Annotated in this window: 15 protein-coding genes and 3 tRNA genes; 5 read left to right on the top strand and 13 right to left on the bottom strand. The window is 36.9% G+C overall.

Translation table 11 applies throughout. The annotated features are described in order from the left end of the window. Position 1: 1 nt before the first annotated feature. On the bottom strand, positions 2–2,860 hold the full coding sequence (locus BCF58_RS05945) for a T9SS type A sorting domain-containing protein (protein WP_228434744.1): 2,859 nt from the start codon (positions 2,858–2,860) through the stop codon (positions 2–4). Between the two features lie 288 nt (positions 2,861–3,148). On the opposite strand from BCF58_RS05945, the gene BCF58_RS05940 reads away from it, so the two are divergent. Beyond that, the gene (locus BCF58_RS05940; RefSeq protein WP_121460842.1) at positions 3,149–3,733 is read left to right on the top strand and encodes a hypothetical protein; all 585 of its coding nucleotides are present in this window, start codon (positions 3,149–3,151) and stop codon (positions 3,731–3,733) included. A gap of 100 nt (positions 3,734–3,833) precedes the next feature. Here BCF58_RS05940 and BCF58_RS05935 read toward each other — a convergent pair. The 5 genes from BCF58_RS05935 to BCF58_RS05915 form a co-directional block, all read right to left on the bottom strand. After that, positions 3,834–3,906, bottom strand: a tRNA-Met gene (locus BCF58_RS05935). Positions 3,907–3,969: 63 nt separating this feature from the next. Then, a complete protein-coding gene (locus tag BCF58_RS05930) occupies positions 3,970–4,197 on the bottom strand; it encodes a hypothetical protein (RefSeq protein WP_121460841.1) in 228 nt (75 codons plus the stop codon). Beyond that, a complete protein-coding gene (locus BCF58_RS05925) occupies positions 4,194–4,430 on the bottom strand; it encodes a glutathione synthase (protein ID WP_121460840.1) in 237 nt (78 codons plus the stop codon). The genes BCF58_RS05930 and BCF58_RS05925 overlap by 4 nt, the downstream gene beginning before the upstream one ends. 110 nt (positions 4,431–4,540) lie before the next feature. Further along, positions 4,541–4,613, bottom strand: a tRNA-Met gene (locus BCF58_RS05920). 33 nt (positions 4,614–4,646) lie between these two features. Then, a tRNA-Met gene (locus BCF58_RS05915) sits at positions 4,647–4,719 on the bottom strand. Between the two features lie 101 nt (positions 4,720–4,820). Here BCF58_RS05915 and BCF58_RS05910 point away from each other — a divergent pair. The 4 genes from BCF58_RS05910 to BCF58_RS05895 all read left to right on the top strand — a co-directional run bounded on the left by BCF58_RS05910 (position 4,821) and on the right by BCF58_RS05895 (position 7,556). After that, entirely contained in the window at positions 4,821–5,432 is a 612-nt protein-coding gene (locus BCF58_RS05910; protein WP_121460839.1) for an L-threonylcarbamoyladenylate synthase, read from the top strand. Between the two features lie 150 nt (positions 5,433–5,582). Further along, entirely contained in the window at positions 5,583–6,341 is a 759-nt protein-coding gene (yaaA, locus tag BCF58_RS05905) for a peroxide stress protein YaaA (protein ID WP_121460838.1), read from the top strand. Then, a complete protein-coding gene (prmC, locus tag BCF58_RS05900) occupies positions 6,341–7,189 on the top strand; it encodes a peptide chain release factor N(5)-glutamine methyltransferase (protein WP_121460837.1) in 849 nt (282 codons plus the stop codon). The genes yaaA and prmC overlap by 1 nt, the downstream gene beginning before the upstream one ends. 7 nt (positions 7,190–7,196) lie before the next feature. After that, positions 7,197–7,556, top strand: a complete 360-nt coding sequence (locus tag BCF58_RS05895; protein ID WP_121461061.1) for a DUF4180 domain-containing protein — start codon at positions 7,197–7,199, stop codon at positions 7,554–7,556. 12 nt (positions 7,557–7,568) lie between these two features. Here BCF58_RS05895 and BCF58_RS05890 read toward each other — a convergent pair whose 3' ends face one another. The 7 genes from BCF58_RS05890 to BCF58_RS05860 all read right to left on the bottom strand — a co-directional run bounded on the left by BCF58_RS05890 (position 7,569) and on the right by BCF58_RS05860 (position 16,292). Continuing rightward, positions 7,569–8,543, bottom strand: coding sequence for an NAD-dependent epimerase/dehydratase family protein (locus BCF58_RS05890; protein WP_121460836.1), 975 nt, complete (start codon positions 8,541–8,543; stop codon positions 7,569–7,571). After that, entirely contained in the window at positions 8,540–9,325 is a 786-nt protein-coding gene (locus BCF58_RS05885; RefSeq protein ID WP_121460835.1) for an SDR family NAD(P)-dependent oxidoreductase, read from the bottom strand. The genes BCF58_RS05890 and BCF58_RS05885 overlap by 4 nt, the downstream gene beginning before the upstream one ends. Positions 9,326–9,469: 144 nt before the next feature. Beyond that, positions 9,470–10,576: a helix-turn-helix domain-containing protein gene (locus BCF58_RS05880; protein WP_121460834.1), complete on the bottom strand. Its 1,107-nt coding sequence runs from the start codon at positions 10,574–10,576 to the stop codon at positions 9,470–9,472. 29 nt (positions 10,577–10,605) lie between these two features. After that, entirely contained in the window at positions 10,606–11,259 is a 654-nt protein-coding gene (locus tag BCF58_RS05875) for a rhomboid family intramembrane serine protease (protein ID WP_121460833.1), read from the bottom strand. Between the two features lie 5 nt (positions 11,260–11,264). After that, a complete protein-coding gene (locus BCF58_RS05870) occupies positions 11,265–13,868 on the bottom strand; it encodes a DNA gyrase/topoisomerase IV subunit A (RefSeq protein ID WP_121460832.1) in 2,604 nt (867 codons plus the stop codon). After that, a complete protein-coding gene (locus BCF58_RS05865; protein WP_121460831.1) occupies positions 13,843–14,355 on the bottom strand; it encodes a hypothetical protein in 513 nt (170 codons plus the stop codon). Before BCF58_RS05865 ends, BCF58_RS05870 begins: the two co-directional genes overlap by 26 nt. Positions 14,356–14,411: 56 nt before the next feature. Beyond that, on the bottom strand, positions 14,412–16,292 hold the full coding sequence (locus BCF58_RS05860) for a DNA topoisomerase IV subunit B (RefSeq protein ID WP_121460830.1): 1,881 nt from the start codon (positions 16,290–16,292) through the stop codon (positions 14,412–14,414). Between the last annotated feature and the right edge of the window lie 255 nt (positions 16,293–16,547).

Here is a 16,547-nt window from a genome sequence, read left to right as displayed (position 1 = left end):
CCTAGTCTTCTTCCGCTTTCTGTTTTTTACCTACCATAAAGATGGAAGTGAAAATTACCTGCTTATTATTTTCTGCTTTAAGAATATAGTTTCCATTCTGAAGGTTGGTTGCAAATTCTTCGTCGGATTTCAGGTTTTGTTTACTATAAACGATTCTTCCTGAAGCATCAAAGATTGTAATATCTACACTCTTATATTTAGACTCATCAAATCTCAGATGTGCATTCCCGCGTGACGGATTTGGATATACCTGCATCAATTTTTTATGCTTGGTTTCGGATGTACCCAATGCAATCAGTGAATTTTGTGAGGTCCATGCTCCTCTTCCATACGTAGAAACCAACACTGTTCTGGTAGCAGGTCTGTAATCCAAACTTGTAACCCTTACATTTCCTATACCTGTAGAATATTGAGCCCATGTAGGCGAAGAAGACAGGAAATTAGAGGTTGCCCAAAGTCCAGCTTCCGTACCAATAATTACTTCATTGCTATCGTCAGGGTTCATAAGAATAGTCCTTACAGGCATATCGGGAAGATTTCCTTCCTTATTTTGCCAGGAAGCGCCTCCATCCGTGGAATAGAAAATGCTCGTCCTGTTATAATTAGCCACCGTAACCATAATATCGTTCTCTGTACTTCCGAATTCAATATCGGAAATGGTTCCTGCTACAGGAGTCGTCAACTGGGTAGAAACAAAAGAAGCAGTATTTGCATCTGTCATTTTGAATATTCTGCCCAGATTCGTTCCTACAAATAATGTTGTAGATGCAGTTGTATAAGGAGATACTTTTAAGTTTGATATCTGCTCTCCAGTCTGAGCTGTTGCAACAGTAACTGAGGTATTCACAAGTGAAAGAGGAGTTGTATTAATTCCAGTTGTTCTGAAAAGTGTCATTCCCGAACGATAAGAATAGAAAACATCCTTATTTCTGTCTAATGCAATTTCATTCACAAAATGCCCTAAGTTTCTATTAGCAGCAGTGGTAATCAGGGGCACATAAGTATTATTAACAATTGAATATATTTTGTGATTATTATATACATAGCTATCGATCTGATAGTTTTCTAAGTCGTCATATTCAGGGTACATACCGTCTCCTCCTGCATACGATTGGGAAGTATAAAAATTATTAGCTAAAGGAGCTCCTGCTAATATTTGGGTTCCGTTGTCCTGTGCTCCGGCCAAAAACTCTTCATCTGCAGGCGTTTTAGTCGGGTTAAGAACCGCTCCATAAAATTGGGTAACATTATATCTTGTATTTCTGGCAGCTATGCTTGATGTAGAAGCTAAACTATTTTTATTGGGTGCAAAATAGATTCCACCATCGTTTCCAAACAACATTTGGTTGGTAGCATAATTATTAAACGGATTGAAAATAATTGTATGCTGATCTGCATGTACCGTTGGAACCTGAAGAGCGGCAAGGTTATTATTATTCGACCATTTGGAGATCTGAGTCCATGTAGCTGCACCATCAGTAGATTTAAACAAATCAATACCTCCGGTGTATACTATATTATCATTCAGAGGATCAGGAATAATTACCAGGTCATAGAAAGATTGCCCTCTTGTAAAATCATTGTCCGGAATTCCGTTGTCCGCATCATTGGGCAGGGTAATCACCGGTGAAAAATCATTTGTTGAAACCCAAGTTGTCCCTCCATCAGTCGTTTTAGCAATACGCACCGGTTCTTCTACATTGGCAGTAGAGGGATCATCATATCCCTGCATTAAAGCATAAGCTTTATTAGGATTTGTCTTAGACAAACCAATATTTACTCTACTTCCTGGCCTTCCTACATTATATATTTCTGTAAAATCATTTCCATTCGTAGATTTAAAAATTCTCCCTCCGGAATCAACATCTGAAAAGCGTGAGCTTCTGGTGGTTAACCAGATAGAATTATCCGCTCCAATTTCTATTTGCTGGATGGCATACCCTACTGTACTGGGATTTCCCGTGGTAGTATTCAAAGCCAGTAAATTATTATTTCTTACAAAGGTTGCTCCTCCATCGGTAGATTTATATAATCCTGCCTGGTAAGATCCCAGAGAACCACTGCTAAAGGTAATTCCCACGGAACCACCACTTACACCTGCATATATTTCCGAAACACCATTATTATTTCTGACTTTAATACTGTTGATATAAAAATTACCATTTTTTATAGTTCCGGTATAACTGGCAGGAATGGTAAAAATCTGTGTCCATGTTGCTCCCCCATCCGTTGTTTTCCAGATACCGGACCCAACAGCGTCAGAAGTTTCACATTCTCCTGTCCCTACATAGAATATTTGGGGGTTATTCGGATCATAAGTGATACAGGAAATCGAAGTGTTGGCCCAGAAATCATTAATGGGAGTCCACTGATTGGTTGAAACAGACGGTTCCTGGTTTACCCATAATCCTCCGGAAACTCCACCCGCAAAAACTCTTTTTCCGGCCGGGTCATTGGGATCATACATAATGGCCCTCGTCCTTCCCCCCACACTGTAAGGGCCTCTCTCAATCCAGGGCTGGTTAAATTTAGAAGTCCCCGAACCGCTTGAGATAAATGACAATTCCTTCTGTGGAGCATATTTTCCTGCTTTCAATTCCCCTCTAAGTTTAACGACATTTTCAAAATTCACAAGCCCTGTAACAGGATCCATCGTGTTTTTATAATCCTGTTCATTGAACTCATTAGGTGGAATACCTGCCTTTTTCTGCAGTTTATGTGATTTTTTTATATTGCTGTCGTAAGCTGCATATAATTTTTGTAATTGCTTTGTTTCTTTTTGAAAGTTTTGTTTTTGCTGCGCATATCCTTCAGCACTCAGTAAAAGCATTGCGGCCGCAATAACTATTTGTGTTTTCATTATTACATTTATTAAATTCCCCAAAAATAATATTTATATCACCAATTAACAATATTTAATATGACTTTTTCAGCAAATATTATAAAACAGCCATTCCCCAACATGAGCACACCCTAAAAAATTAGTTAATTCACAATATTCATATCTCACCGATAAATGAAATTAAGTCAAAATTTGAAGGTAAATATTTAGAAATAAAAAAAGAATGTTAAAAAATATTGAGAAAATATGACAATGAATTTTATTAATGAAAAAAATATATTTATTTTAGTGCTTTAAAAATTTCTCATGAAAAGATATAATTTATTGATTGTACTATTACTACTTGTTTTTAATGTAGCAACTGCGCAAAAGAAGGGTTCTCCTGCAGCAGATTTCAGCGCTGTAAAGGAGACCAAAACCAAGATTGAAAATACGGTTCCTCTGGTTCTTAAGCATTTGCAGGACATCAGTACAAAAGAAGGAGACAACAATATCCTGGCGAACGGAAAAGTGGCTTTGGGAAAAGAATACGGAATCTTAGAATCTGAATGGCGTCTATACAGAATGAATATGAACAACTGCATTCTGAATAACTCTTCTAAGAAAGCTAAAAAATGTATGCAATACCATACTCAATATTTGAGAAACACTTTAATTAACTACAACAATTATATTACGAACTTAACAAGAAAGAACGGATATTTAGGAGTAGAAGGAGATACAAAATTCGATTTTACCCCTTCCGAACTTACGACAAAACTTAGTGAATCGTATTTCAACGCTAATGATGCTGCAGGGAGAATGAAAGGAACTCAGAAGACAGAATTTTTAAGCCAGACTCTTGCTGAAGACTACAAACTTCGACCTTACGCTGAAATGGCTCAACAATAACAGAATCCCGCTTGAAGCGGGATTTTTTTATCAACCGAGATAAAATAATAAATATATAAAAACAAAAAGAGAATCACAATGTGATTCTCTTTTTTCTTAGTAGCGGGAACCGGACTCGAACCGATGACCTTCGGGTTATGAGCCCGACGAGCTACCTACTGCTCCATCCCGCGATTTTACAGGTGCAAATATAGTATATTTTTTCTAACCGTGAAAAATAATTCACAAAAATTTCCCTATTCATCCTCTTTTTTAAAACTTACCACTTCATATTCATCATTTGAACAATACTTTTTACAGCTTTCATCTTTGAATGTATCGGGAGATTTCAGGAAATCCTCAATATATTTTGCACTTTCATCCGTGTCAGCCGGAACAATAATGATATGATAATTGCTTACTACCGAATCGTGAGCTTTTGCAAGCGATTCTTTCTTATGCTTTACTGCTTCGTTATATTTCATAGCAACTTATATTCATCAGAAACTATCCGCCCGTCAAAGGGTTCACTCCAGAAAATAAAAATGTTGTCATTCGTCCGGCTTATTTCAGGCTGTATCAATTCATATTCTCCATTAGCATTTATTCTTTCCACAATTAGATCAACTCCTTCCCCGATTTCAGCTTTCTTGAATTCTATCTTGTATCTGTCGCTATTCCCAACAAATTCTTCTTTTGTAAAGTTTACCCGTGCCATAACTATTGTTTTATAGTTATTACAGCAATTTATAAACCATTTTAGGAGTTAAAAACTTTACATTGATAATGAAAAAAAATCGGTACAACATATGTTGCACCGATTTTTAGTAGCGGGGACACGACTCGAACGTGCGACCTCCGGGTTATGAGCCCGACGAGCTACCTACTGCTCTACCCCGCGGTGTATTTTTAAAACGCCGCTGCGTTTACTTAGTAGCGGGAACCGGACTCGAACCGATGACCTTCGGGTTATGAGCCCGACGAGCTACCTACTGCTCCATCCCGCGATATTGGACTGCAAATATACGATAATTTTTCACAACTGCAATTTTTTCCCGTAAATAAAGCAGTTTTATAAAAACTATTCAAATATTCGTATCTTTGTTTTATGGCAAAAATACTAAGAATTTACCCCGACAATCCTCAGGAAAATCTTATCAATGAGGTAATTAAGACTTTACATAATGGCGGATTAATTATTTATCCCTCCGATACAGTCTATGCTTTAGGTTGCAATATTTTTGATATTAAGGCAATGGAGAAACTGGCTCAGCTCAAAAAAATCAAGCTTGAAAAGGCTCAATTCTCAATTATCTGTAATGACTTAAGCCATCTTTCCGACTTTACGAGACCTATTGAAACTTCTGTATTCAGATTTTTAAAAAGTCATCTTCCTGGACCGTTCACATTTATCCTTGATGCCAATAAGAGTTTACCTTTGGCATATAAAGGGCATAAAACCATTGGTATCCGTGTCCCGGATCATCCGATCCCGCAACTTATTGTAGAAAAACTGGGACATCCTATTGCCTCTACTTCCATTAAAGATGACGATGAGATTATTGAATATTCTACAGATCCTGAATTAATTGCTGAGAAATATGATCATCTGGTAGATATTGTTATTGATTCGGGATATGGAGATAATATGGCATCTACGATCGTAGACCTGACTTCAGGGGAACCGGAAATTATCAGACAGGGGAAAGGTCAAATTTAGTGACAGGCCTGAACGGAAAATACTCTTTAGGGGTTCTGTGCTTCTTGCTCGTATAACGCTATCCTGACCATCTGTCATTTTATGATTGATTATATACTTAATGATCCTGAATTTTGTAAATTTTAAACATCTATCTGCTTTTTTAACATTATGAAAATAGTAACATCACCTGCAAAATTGATGAATGTAGAGAACTCAACGGGCCTGTTGAGATCTACAACTCCTAAATTCATTGATGAGGCAGCCTTTATACAATCTTATTTAAAACATAAATCCCCGAAATATCTTTCCGAATTGATGGAGATTTCTCCCAAATTAGCAGATGAAAACTGGGAAAGAAATCAGAAATGGAAATCCAATCCAAAGCCAAAAGAATCTGCTCCTGCGATGTTTGCCTTTACCGGAGAGGTGTATCGAGGTTTGGATGCGAAAACACTGGATAAAAATGCAGTAGATTACCTGCAGAAAAATTACAGAATGCTTTCCGGCTTATACGGTTTATTAAAGCCTTCTGATAAAGTGATGCTTTACCGATTGGAGATGGGAAGGAATTTCGAATTTGATCAATATAAAAACCTTTACGAGTTCTGGACCGAAAAAATAACGGACCAACTCAATTCCGAAATGAAAAAGAATGAGATCCTTTTGAATCTGGCGAGTACGGAATATGGAAAGGTGATCAACAGAAAAAAACTGAATCATAAGGTTATTGACTTTGATTTCTATGAGTTAAAAGACGGAAAGCCAAAAACCGTTGTCGTATATACCAAACATGCAAGAGGGCTTGTTGTAAGATACTGTGCTGAAACCAATGCCAAAACGCTGAATGATGTAAAGGCATTCAACTATGAAGGGTATAGGATTGATGAAGAAAAATCAACTGATTCCAAACTGGTTTTCACAAGATAATGACGATCTCCGAGTTTAAAAAACATTTTACACTAGAACTTTCCAATCTGTATGCAGATTCGGAGAGCTCTTTTTTATATTCTGTTTTTCTCCAGAAAATTATAGGATTTGATTCGTTGTATCAAAGAAGATTTTCTCATCAGGAATTGCTATCGGAAGATGAGAAACAGCTCCGGGAAATCATTTCTGAGCTCAAAACCGGTAAGCCTTACCAGCATATTTTAGGAGAAACGGAATTTTTCGGAATGACTTTTCTGGTAGATGAAAATGTCCTCATTCCGCGTCCGGAAACGGAAGAGCTCTTAGAAATGGCGGTGGACAAAATCAAAAATCATTTTGACACCGGAAAATTGAAGATTTTAGATATTGGTACGGGTAGCGGTATCATTCCGCTTGTCCTGAAAAACCATTTTCCGGAAGCTGAAGTTTCTTCTATCGATTTTTCAGAAAAAGCACTGCAGACAGCCAGAAAAAATGCTGCTTTTCATGGGCTTGAAATCAATTTTATTCATGGTGATTATCTGAATTTTGATCTGGCCGATCATTACGATATTATGATCTCCAATCCACCTTATATAGGAATTGAAGAGGAGTATGAAATCGCTGATTCCGTCAAAGAATTTGAACCCAAAATGGCACTCTTCTCTCCGACTTCCGATGCTCTTATTTTTTACAGGAAAATTGCTCAGGATACTGGAAAATACTTGAATGAAAACGGGCTGCTATTTTTAGAAATCAATCAAAAGCTCGGTCCTGAAACGTTGGATCTTTATACTCATTTATTTTCTGATGTAGAATTGATCAAGGATTTATCGGAGAATGACCGATTTATCTTTGGAAGGAAATAATAGGACCATGGAAATTAAAGAACACGTTATCAATACTGTCAAAATTGCCGAACTTATTTCTGACCGGCTCATTATCCAATCCGCACAGGATGGATTGGATTTGCTTGGAGATGTATATTACCAGGGATTTGATAAAGTGATTATTTATGAAAAGGATATTATTCCCGATTTTTTTGACCTTAAAACTACAATCGCAGGGGAAATTTTGCAGAAATTCTCAAATTACCGTATTCCATTGGCTATTGTAGGTGATTTCAGTAAGTATAAAAGCAAAAGTATCCGGGATTTTATCCTGGAAAGTAATAAGACACAGCATATCAACTTCGCAGAAAGTTTATCTGAAGCTCTTGAAAGACTGTCGGAATAGTTTATTGATCATTTAACTAATATGTTTTTTCTTTTTAAAATATTCTACAGCATCTTCAATAGCTTTATCTATAGATTGATATTCAACACCCAGTTCCTGCACAGATTTCCGGTTGGAATAAAAGTTATTAATTCTTAACGCTTTCATATTTTCAGAACTCAATCCTGTTTTAATGTTCAAAGCCCTTAAAACATCTCCTATTTTGCCTAAAATAAGCAACCCCATATCCGGAATGGGGATCAACATGGGATTTTGAGTGGTCATTTGATTCACCTTGCTGAAAAAGTCTTTATATTTAAGGTTTTCACCGGCTAAAAGATATTTCTCACCGTTTTTTCCTTTTTCTATGGCATTGATAATTCCATTAGCGGCATCTTCAGCATGAACGAAGTTCTTTCCGCCTTTCGGATAGAAAATCACTTTCTTTTTCCAAGCCCAATAAATAATTTTCCCGGAACTGGGTTTATTATCATAGGCTCCGATCATGAAGGAAGGATTTACAATAACCACTTCTGTGGTCTTATTATTCTGCAAAAGATAATTTTCTGCTTCCAGCTTACTTTTAGCATATAATGAATGAGTAAACGGGTATTTCTGATATGATTTTTCATCTCCCGGGTTTTCAAAACTTCCATACCCTAAAGTATTGGCTGAGCTCACAAATATAAACCGTTTAATTTTCGCTGTTACCGCCTGCGAAAACAAATGCACCACAGCATCATGGTTTATGTACCTATAGTCATTATAAGAAAGCAGATTTTGCCTTGTTTCAGCAGCTATATGAATCAGGCAATCCACATCTTTTAAATATCCTGAAATATCTGTAAAAAGATCGCCTTCAACCCAAATCAGGTTTTTATTTTCCGTGCCCATATCGCCGCTTTTCTTGCGCACCAGAGCAATAACACAATAACCATCGTTCAGTAATTTAATTAATACATTCGTTCCCAAAAGCCCCGTAGTCCCGGTGACAAATATTTTTTTCATGCTTCTATTTCCTTTTTAATGGCATTGGTCATCAAAGGCAGCTTAATCCAGATCGGAAGGATTTTCATGACCAGCCAGCTCACAGGGTTTACCATGATCACGGAATCTTTTTTGAAAAGCTGATCGATACAGTAACCTGCTACCCTATCCGGGTCTAATAATGTCAGTTTGCCTAAAAAGCCCTGTTTTTCAATTCGGTCACAAACATCCTGATTGGTTTTCATCGCTCCCGGGTTCACCACACTTACGAATACATTGGTGTTTTTTAATTCTTCATGCAAGCCTCTTGAAAATGAATGGATGAAAGTTTTTGAAGCCGGATACACCGTTTTATAGCCTATAGGAGAAAAAGCCGCCATACTGGAAACATTCAGAATGTAAGACTGAGGCTGCTTTAGAAGGTTAGGAAGAAGCTGATGAGTCATTAATGATGTTGCCGCCACATTCACCTGTAAAATGGTATTGATATACTGGGGAGATGCTTCCATAAATTTCTTGGTTCCTCCCAAACCTGCATTATTAATCAAAATATGAATATGGAAGGAATTGTTCAGCCATTCGGTAAGCTTCAGGACATTTTCATTGACAGAAAGGTCTACTTCATAATAATGTGTTTTTACGTGATAGATTTCAGCTATTTCTTCACTAAGCTGCTTCAAATTCTGGCCGGGAAGGCTAATCAGGATAACATTGATTTTCTTTTTAGCCAGATATTCGGCAAATGCTTTTCCCAAACCCTGGCTGGCTCCCGTAACGACTGCGAATGATTCTCCGGTATTCATAAGTTTAAATTTTATGATACAAAAGTATCTTCAAAAGTGATCAGGAATGTTCAGAGTTATCTGAGTGAACCCCTTATAGGTCCAGTAAAGCGAATTTTACAAAACATTAAAAATCAATAACTTAAATGATAAAAAGGTAAAAGTTTATAAACCTGAACTGCTTTTAAATTCAGAAGGGGTCTGATCGGTCAGTTTTTTAAAGGTTGTATTGAAAGATGTTTTGGAATTGAACCCGGACTCGTAGGCAATTCCTAAAATAGACAGCTTATTACGACCGTTATCTTTCAACAGCTTTTTGGCATATTCTATCCTGTATTCATTAACGTACTGGAAGAAGTTCTTTTGAAATCCTGTATTGATGACATAAGACAGGTGATGAGTAGAAACAGAAAGCAATTCCGCAAGCTTAATCAAATTAAGCTCGCTGTCGAGATACGGCTTTTGATTATTCATTAATTCTTCAAGCTCTGCTTTTATTCTGTATAATTCCTCATCAGAAATCAGTTTTCTCTTGGTTTCTTCTGTGTCCTGATCAATTGAAATAAGCTCTTCACGCTGTTTTTCTTCTAAAGGATAGATCTCTTTTTGCTTTAATGAATAATAGCCTACGAAATAAATCACCAGCAAAAACGTACAATTGATGAAGATATTTAATGCCGATGCATCGTAAGATACATTATAAATCACATAGATAATGCTGACAATGAAAAGCACCAGAATAATGTATTCAAGCCAGTTCAGATTGATTCCTTCCGTATTGGCGGAAAACTGCTGGATTCTTTTTTGATGCTTCCTGATTGTTACATAAGAAAGCCCTGTATAAAATACTGCCTGAAAGAGGATCAAAGCAATAAATACAACTTCACCAACCTGTTTATATCCGGAAATTCCTGACCGAAGCAGCAAAAGATTAACAAAAAAAACGAAGGGAAGCGCTATATATTTTACATCCGAATACTTAAACTTAAAAGCGGGATTGGTATAGAACAATACACTAAAATAAAATATAACCGGTGTTAAAAACTGGATCAGCTGGATCAAAAAGATGGAATGAATAGTAATTGAAGATATTGTAACCAGTGATAATACTTCATCTAACCAGAAAGTTGACCACAGGAACAAAAACATTCCAAACCAGAAATTGGCTTTTTTGTTTACTTTAAGAGGATTGGTCAGTTTTAAAAAAGAAAGCAAAACCAATGAACCATAGATCATTACAACGACGAAGCGGTTTAATTCTATTGTGTTCATTGGTTTTGGTATTTTAGTAAAGGTAACTATTATCCTATTCTTTTCCTTATAAAAATTTCATAACTCAAATATAATAACGGCACGGCCATGATCCCTAGGTACAGGGCATTTTCCATTGCTCTGTCCGGCTGAATGATTACGGCATACACCAATCCAAAAAATGCTCCTCCGAGGTGTGCAGCATGTCCGATATTATCATGTTCCCTCGGATTCAACATCATATAAACAGAATATCCGAAGTAAACGAGTCCAAAAACATAGCCTGGAATAGGGATCGGAATAAAGAAAAGATAAATCCCAAGTTTCGGGATCATGGCAATGGCTGCAAATAAAATTCCTGAAACTCCCCCACTGGCTCCTATCGCAGAATACCACGGTTGTTTTTGATAGATGAATAATGAAAATATATTTCCCAGTAAAATAGACCCAAAATAAATAAGTAAAAACCCTATATTTCCAAATCCTTCGATTACAATAGGTCCGAAGAAATACAGAGTCAGCATATTGAACACCAGATGCATAATATCTGCATGTAAAAAACCGGCAGAAAGTAATCTTATATATTCTTTCCTTTGCTGGATTGCTCCAACACTGAATTTATATTTTTCAAAAACACCTATATTATTAAAAGCGATAAAGCTGATAATTGAGGTCGCTATGATAATGAGTATTAATATATTCATAACTTTTAATTTTCGTTACCGTCTCCGTTATCATCAAACAGATCTCCGATTACACCTTCATCCGCATCATGATCAATAAAGCTGATGTGTCCTTCGGTTTGTTCCACTTCATCAAAACCTTCGTGTTCTTCCGGTTCCGGAATGGTAATATTGATCGCTTTTACTTTAAATTTCGTAAACTGGTTTCCAATGGCCTTGATTCCTTTTACAGCGATAAACTCATCGATATTGATTGTTTCCGGTTCGCGTTCTTTCCCTTTATCTTTAGTAAAGATGATCTCTGCCGTGGAATCGTTAGCGACAATGATATTTTCAATAAATGATTTCGGATGTTCCGAAGGCATGAAAGTCTGCACATTCGTTGTGTTTTCCAGCAGGAATCTCTTGATGAAATAGATTTCCTTCTCACCATCGTAATAAATACAGGTCACCGGCTGTTCCGGTCTCCATTTTTCAAGGACCAGATATTCGTCATCAAAACGGTTTCCGAGATCAAAACTCACCAGTCTGGCTTCTCCGTTGGAGTTGATGGTAAGTATTTTATCATCTCCCTTGAAGTTTCCTAATAAAGTTCCTCTCGCATCTGCATTCAGCCTTCTCACGGTATCATCAAACCATATTTTTCTTGGGGCTAAAGTGGAAACTCCTTCTTCTTTCAGGTCTACTTTTTTCACGGCATACTTAGTGACCAGATTCCCCTTGGAATCTCTTCCTTTAATAGCCAGCTCGGAGAAATCTATCTCCATTTTATTTTTCCTGATTCTCGGGTTTGGTTTTAAAAGTACGGTAACCGTTTCTGCTTCTCCGTTCGGATTGGCTGAGAAGTACAACATCTCCGAACCTTTCTTATCGGAAGCCAGAGGATAATCCGTATTTCTCGTAACGCCGGTTACAGAAAAGCGCTTCATATAATATGGACCTTCTTTTCCTTCGCGATAGATCATGTTGTACACCGTTCTTTTGTCATTTTTCTTCCAAACGGCCACATGCAGGATATCTTTCCCGATAAACGTTTTAGGCTCCACTTTCACGACTTTCATACTTCCGTCTTTTCTAAAAGTAATGATATCGTCAATATCCGAGCAGTCAAACAGGTACTGATCTTTTTTCAAAGAGGTTCCGATGAAACCTTCTTCAAAATTGGCATAGAATTTTTCATTGGCTACCGCTACTTTAGTAGCATCAATAGTATCAAAAATTCTTAACTCCGTTTTTCTTTCTTTTCCTTTTCCGTACTTTTTCTGAATATTTAAAAAATAGTCAATGGCATACGTAATGAGGTTGTTTAAATGATGTTTAACCTGTTCAATTTTGCCTTCTAGGGAGGCAATATTTTCTTTGAATTTATCTAAATCGAATCTTGAAATTCTCTTGATTCTGATTTCGGTTAGTTTAAGAATGTCTTCTTCCGTCACAGCTCTTAAAAGATGTCCGGTATGGGGTTTCAGTCCCTCATCAATGGTTTTCAGAACATCTTCCCAGGTTTTAACTTCTTCGATATCGTGATAGATCCTGTTTTCAATAAAGATCCTTTCCAATGAAGAAAAATGCCAGTTTTCCTGTAATTCATGAAGCTCAATCTCCAGCTCTTTTTTAAGTAATGAAACAGTGTGATCGGTATTCATTCTTAAAATCTCGGAAACGTTCAGGAACATCGGCTTATCCCCTACAATGACACAAGCATTCGGTGAGATGGTTACCTGACAGTCTGTAAAGGCATACAGTGCATCTATTGTTTTGTCCGGGGAGACATCATTATGAAGATGGATAAGGATTTCTACGGTATCCGAAGTATTGTCCTCAATTTTTTTGATTTTAATCTTGCCTTTTTCGTTAGCTTTCAGAATAGAATCAATCAAATCGCTTGTTGTCCTGGAAAAAGGAAGCTCGGTAATGACTAATGTATGCTTGTCCAATTGCGAGATTCTGGCTCTCGCTCTTACTTTACCTCCTCTATGTCCATCATTATATTCGGTAACGTCCAGGTAACCGGCCGTTAAAAAATCAGGATATAATTCGAATTTTTTACCTTTTAAGTACGCTACGGACGCATTGATTAATTCATTAAAATTGTGGGGAAGAATCTTTGTGGAAAGACCCACTCCGATTCCTTCAACTCCCTGCGCCAATAACAAAGGAAACTTTACGGGTAAATCTATGGGTTCATTGTTTCTTCCGTCATAGGATTTTGCCCATTCTGTAGTTTTGGGATTGAAGACCACTTCCAAAGCGAAAGGCGTTAGACGGGCTTCAATATATCTTGCCGCAGCAGCAGAATCTCCGGTATAAATATTTCCCCAGTTCCCCTGAGTATCTATCAACAGCTCCTTCTGCCCGATCTGTACCATGGCATCGGTAATGGAAGCATCACCATGAGGATGGTATTTCATGGTATTCCCGACGATATTGGCTACTTTGTTGTATCGTCCGTCTTCCAGCTCCCGCATGGAGTGCATGATCCTTCGCTGAACGGGCTTGAAACCATCATATACAGATGGTATGGCTCTATCTAAAATTACATAAGAGGCATAATCAAGAAACCAGTCTTTATACAGACCGGAAACTTTTTTCAGGCTCTCTCCTTCATGCGAATATTCTTCTGTTATCATTTATGTTTTCACTTACTTTATTCTCTTTATTAGTTTTTATAACTTTATTCAGAGACACTTTCAAATCACTTATTTCCTTTTTTGTCAAATAAGAAATTTCGTATTTTAAAACGGTTGACCCATTATTTTTACTTGAAATAGTAATATACAACCTTTTAACAAAATACAAGTCAACGACTTCATATTTCATGAGTTTATATTTAGGAAACTCATCACTTAAAGCTTTATCCAGAAAAGGTATGGCATTACTATTTTTGAAATTCAGTGCTTCGCCGTCACTGTCATATTCAAAAATCTGCCTTCCGCTCAGATAATACACTACTACCAAGAGAATGGGCACAATTACCAATAAATAACTCTCTTCTTCTAAAACATCAAATCTGTATTCTTCTAAAAAGAATGCTACAATACCTCCCAGTAAAATCATTAACAACAATGTATTAACGAAGTTATAAACCGGAACTTTGCTTCGGTTACTTAATCTCATATAATATTAATAAATTTTTGATTTGTGTTTTTTGGTTTGTTTTTTTTTATTTTTAATTATTCAGCATCTGTTAAAATTTCTTTTTTGTTAATATCAGGATCTTCCACAACCAGGTTATCCAGGATAAATACCTGTCTGTCCGGTGTATTTTTACCCATATAAAATTCAAGAATCTGATCAATGGTCTGATCTTTTCCAATAACTACCGGTTCCAGACGTATATCGGCTCCGATGAAGTGTTTGAACTCATCCGGTGAAATCTCCCCAAGTCCTTTAAACCGGGTGATTTCCGGGTTTTTTCCGAGTTCATTCAATGCTTTTATTCTTTCTGCCTCACTATAGCAGTATCTTGTTTCTTTTTTGTTTCTTACTCTGAACAAAGGAGTCTGAAGAATATACAAATGTCCATTTTTAATCAGATCTGGAAAGAACTGAAGAAAAAACGTAATCATCAGCAAACGGATATGCATTCCGTCCACATCCGCATCGGTTGCAATGATCACCTGGTTGTATCTTAGATCTTCAAGGCTTTCTTCAATATTTAAAGCTGCCTGCAACAGGTTGAATTCTTCATTTTCATAAACCACCTTCTTGGTAAGTCCATAACAGTTCAGTGGCTTTCCCTTCAAAGAAAATACCGCCTGGGTTTCCACATCCCTGGATTTTGTAATAGATCCCGATGCAGAATCTCCCTCGGTGATAAAGATCTGCGTTTCCGCTTTTCTTTCTGCTTTCTGGTCGTTATAATGCTGTCTGCAGTCACGAAGTTTTTTATTGTGAAGAGAAACTTTTTTCGCTCTTTCTCTTGCTAATTTCTGAATCCCTGAGAGCTCTTTTCTTTCTCTTTCTGAAATTAAAATCTTCCTTTGGATCGCTTCTGCAATTTCAGGATTCTTATGCAGGAAATTATCCAGTTTACTTTTTAAGAAATCAATGATAAAAGTTCTCACCGTAGGCCCCTGTGGTCCCATATCATTGGAACCTAATTTTGTTTTGGTCTGGGATTCGAAAACCGGTTCTTCCACATTAATAGAGATGGCGGCAATAATCGATTTCCTGATATCCGAAGCGTCAAAATTCTTATTGAAGAATTCTCTTACGGTTTTTACATAGGCTTCACGAAAGGCATTCAAATGGGTTCCTCCCTGTGTGGTATTCTGGCCATTGACGAAGGAAAAATAGGTTTCTGTCTGCGATTTGTCGGAATGGGTTATGGCTACTTCAATATCATCGCCTTTCAGGTGAACGATCGGATACAGCGTTTCGCTTTCCATTTCTTCTTCCAGTAAATCCTTAAGTCCATTTTCCGAATAATAGGTTTCTCCGTTGAAAAGGATCTTTAGTCCCGGATTCAGGTAGGCATAATTGCGCAACATCCTTTCTATATACTCTTTCCTGTATTTGAAATGCAGGAAAATTTCCGCATCCGGAATAAAAGAGATTTCAGTACCGTTCCTATCGGATGTATCTGTTTCAGAATAGTCCTCAGTGAGCATTCCTCTGGAGAATTCAGCAGTCTTCATTTTTCCGTCACGAACGGATCTTACTCTGAAATAATCGGATAAGGCGTTCACCGCTTTGGTACCTACCCCGTTCAGACCGACAGATTTTTTGAAAGCTTTGCTGTCATACTTTCCTCCTGTATTCATTTTGGAAACGGCATCCACCACTTTTCCTAAAGGAATTCCACGACCAAAGTCACGGACGGTAACTTTTCCATCGTCCAGTTTTATTTCAATTCTCTTTCCCGATTTCATTCTGAACTCATCAATAGAGTTGTCCAGAATTTCTTTTAGCAGGATATAAATACCATCATCCGCAGACGAACCATCTCCCAGCTTCCCGATATACATACCGGGGCGCAAGCGGATATGCTCCTGCCAATCGAGGGTTCTGATATTATCTTCGGAATAGATAGGGTGTATTTCTTGTGACATATATTATTACGCAAACATACAAAAATACAAAATTGAAAAAAACTAGAAAACCATGATTTTCCTTATATTTTTTTAATTATAAACAATAAGTATTATAAAATAAATATCATAAATTAATTATACAAATATAATATAAAACAATAATTAAAAAACATATACAAATTAATTAATTTTTCTTTATAATATTATTTTTACTTTATATTTTTTTCATCCTGAAACAGTAAAAAAGTCAACCTCCAATATCCGATTTTGGCC

It is taken from the genome of Chryseobacterium defluvii (genome assembly GCF_003634775.1).
GTDB lineage: Bacteria > Bacteroidota > Bacteroidia > Flavobacteriales > Weeksellaceae > Chryseobacterium > Chryseobacterium defluvii.
Note: the sequence above shows the minus strand (reverse complement) of the source record. Positions and strands in the feature narration are given on the sequence as shown.

Coding starts and splice junctions, on each gene's coding strand:
- BCF58_RS05910 (WP_121460839.1), top strand. CDS start 4,821: ATGGCAAAAATACTAAGAATTTACCCCGACAATCCTCAGGAAAATCTT.
- BCF58_RS05925 (WP_121460840.1), bottom strand. CDS start 4,430: ATGGCACGGGTAAACTTTACAAAAGAAGAATTTGTTGGGAATAGCGAC.
- BCF58_RS05870 (WP_121460832.1), bottom strand. CDS start 13,868: ATGATAACAGAAGAATATTCGCATGAAGGAGAGAGCCTGAAAAAAGTT.
- BCF58_RS05885 (WP_121460835.1), bottom strand. CDS start 9,325: ATGAATACCGGAGAATCATTCGCAGTCGTTACGGGAGCCAGCCAGGGT.
- BCF58_RS05890 (WP_121460836.1), bottom strand. CDS start 8,543: ATGAAAAAAATATTTGTCACCGGGACTACGGGGCTTTTGGGAACGAAT.
- yaaA (WP_121460838.1), top strand. CDS start 5,583: ATGAAAATAGTAACATCACCTGCAAAATTGATGAATGTAGAGAACTCA.
- BCF58_RS05860 (WP_121460830.1), bottom strand. CDS start 16,292: ATGTCACAAGAAATACACCCTATCTATTCCGAAGATAATATCAGAACC.
- BCF58_RS05875 (WP_121460833.1), bottom strand. CDS start 11,259: ATGAATATATTAATACTCATTATCATAGCGACCTCAATTATCAGCTTT.
- BCF58_RS05895 (WP_121461061.1), top strand. CDS start 7,197: ATGGAAATTAAAGAACACGTTATCAATACTGTCAAAATTGCCGAACTT.
- BCF58_RS05930 (WP_121460841.1), bottom strand. CDS start 4,197: ATGAAATATAACGAAGCAGTAAAGCATAAGAAAGAATCGCTTGCAAAA.
- BCF58_RS05940 (WP_121460842.1), top strand. CDS start 3,149: ATGAAAAGATATAATTTATTGATTGTACTATTACTACTTGTTTTTAAT.
- prmC (WP_121460837.1), top strand. CDS start 6,341: ATGACGATCTCCGAGTTTAAAAAACATTTTACACTAGAACTTTCCAAT.
- BCF58_RS05945 (WP_228434744.1), bottom strand. CDS start 2,860: ATGAAAACACAAATAGTTATTGCGGCCGCAATGCTTTTACTGAGTGCT.
- BCF58_RS05865 (WP_121460831.1), bottom strand. CDS start 14,355: ATGAGATTAAGTAACCGAAGCAAAGTTCCGGTTTATAACTTCGTTAAT.
- BCF58_RS05880 (WP_121460834.1), bottom strand. CDS start 10,576: ATGAACACAATAGAATTAAACCGCTTCGTCGTTGTAATGATCTATGGT.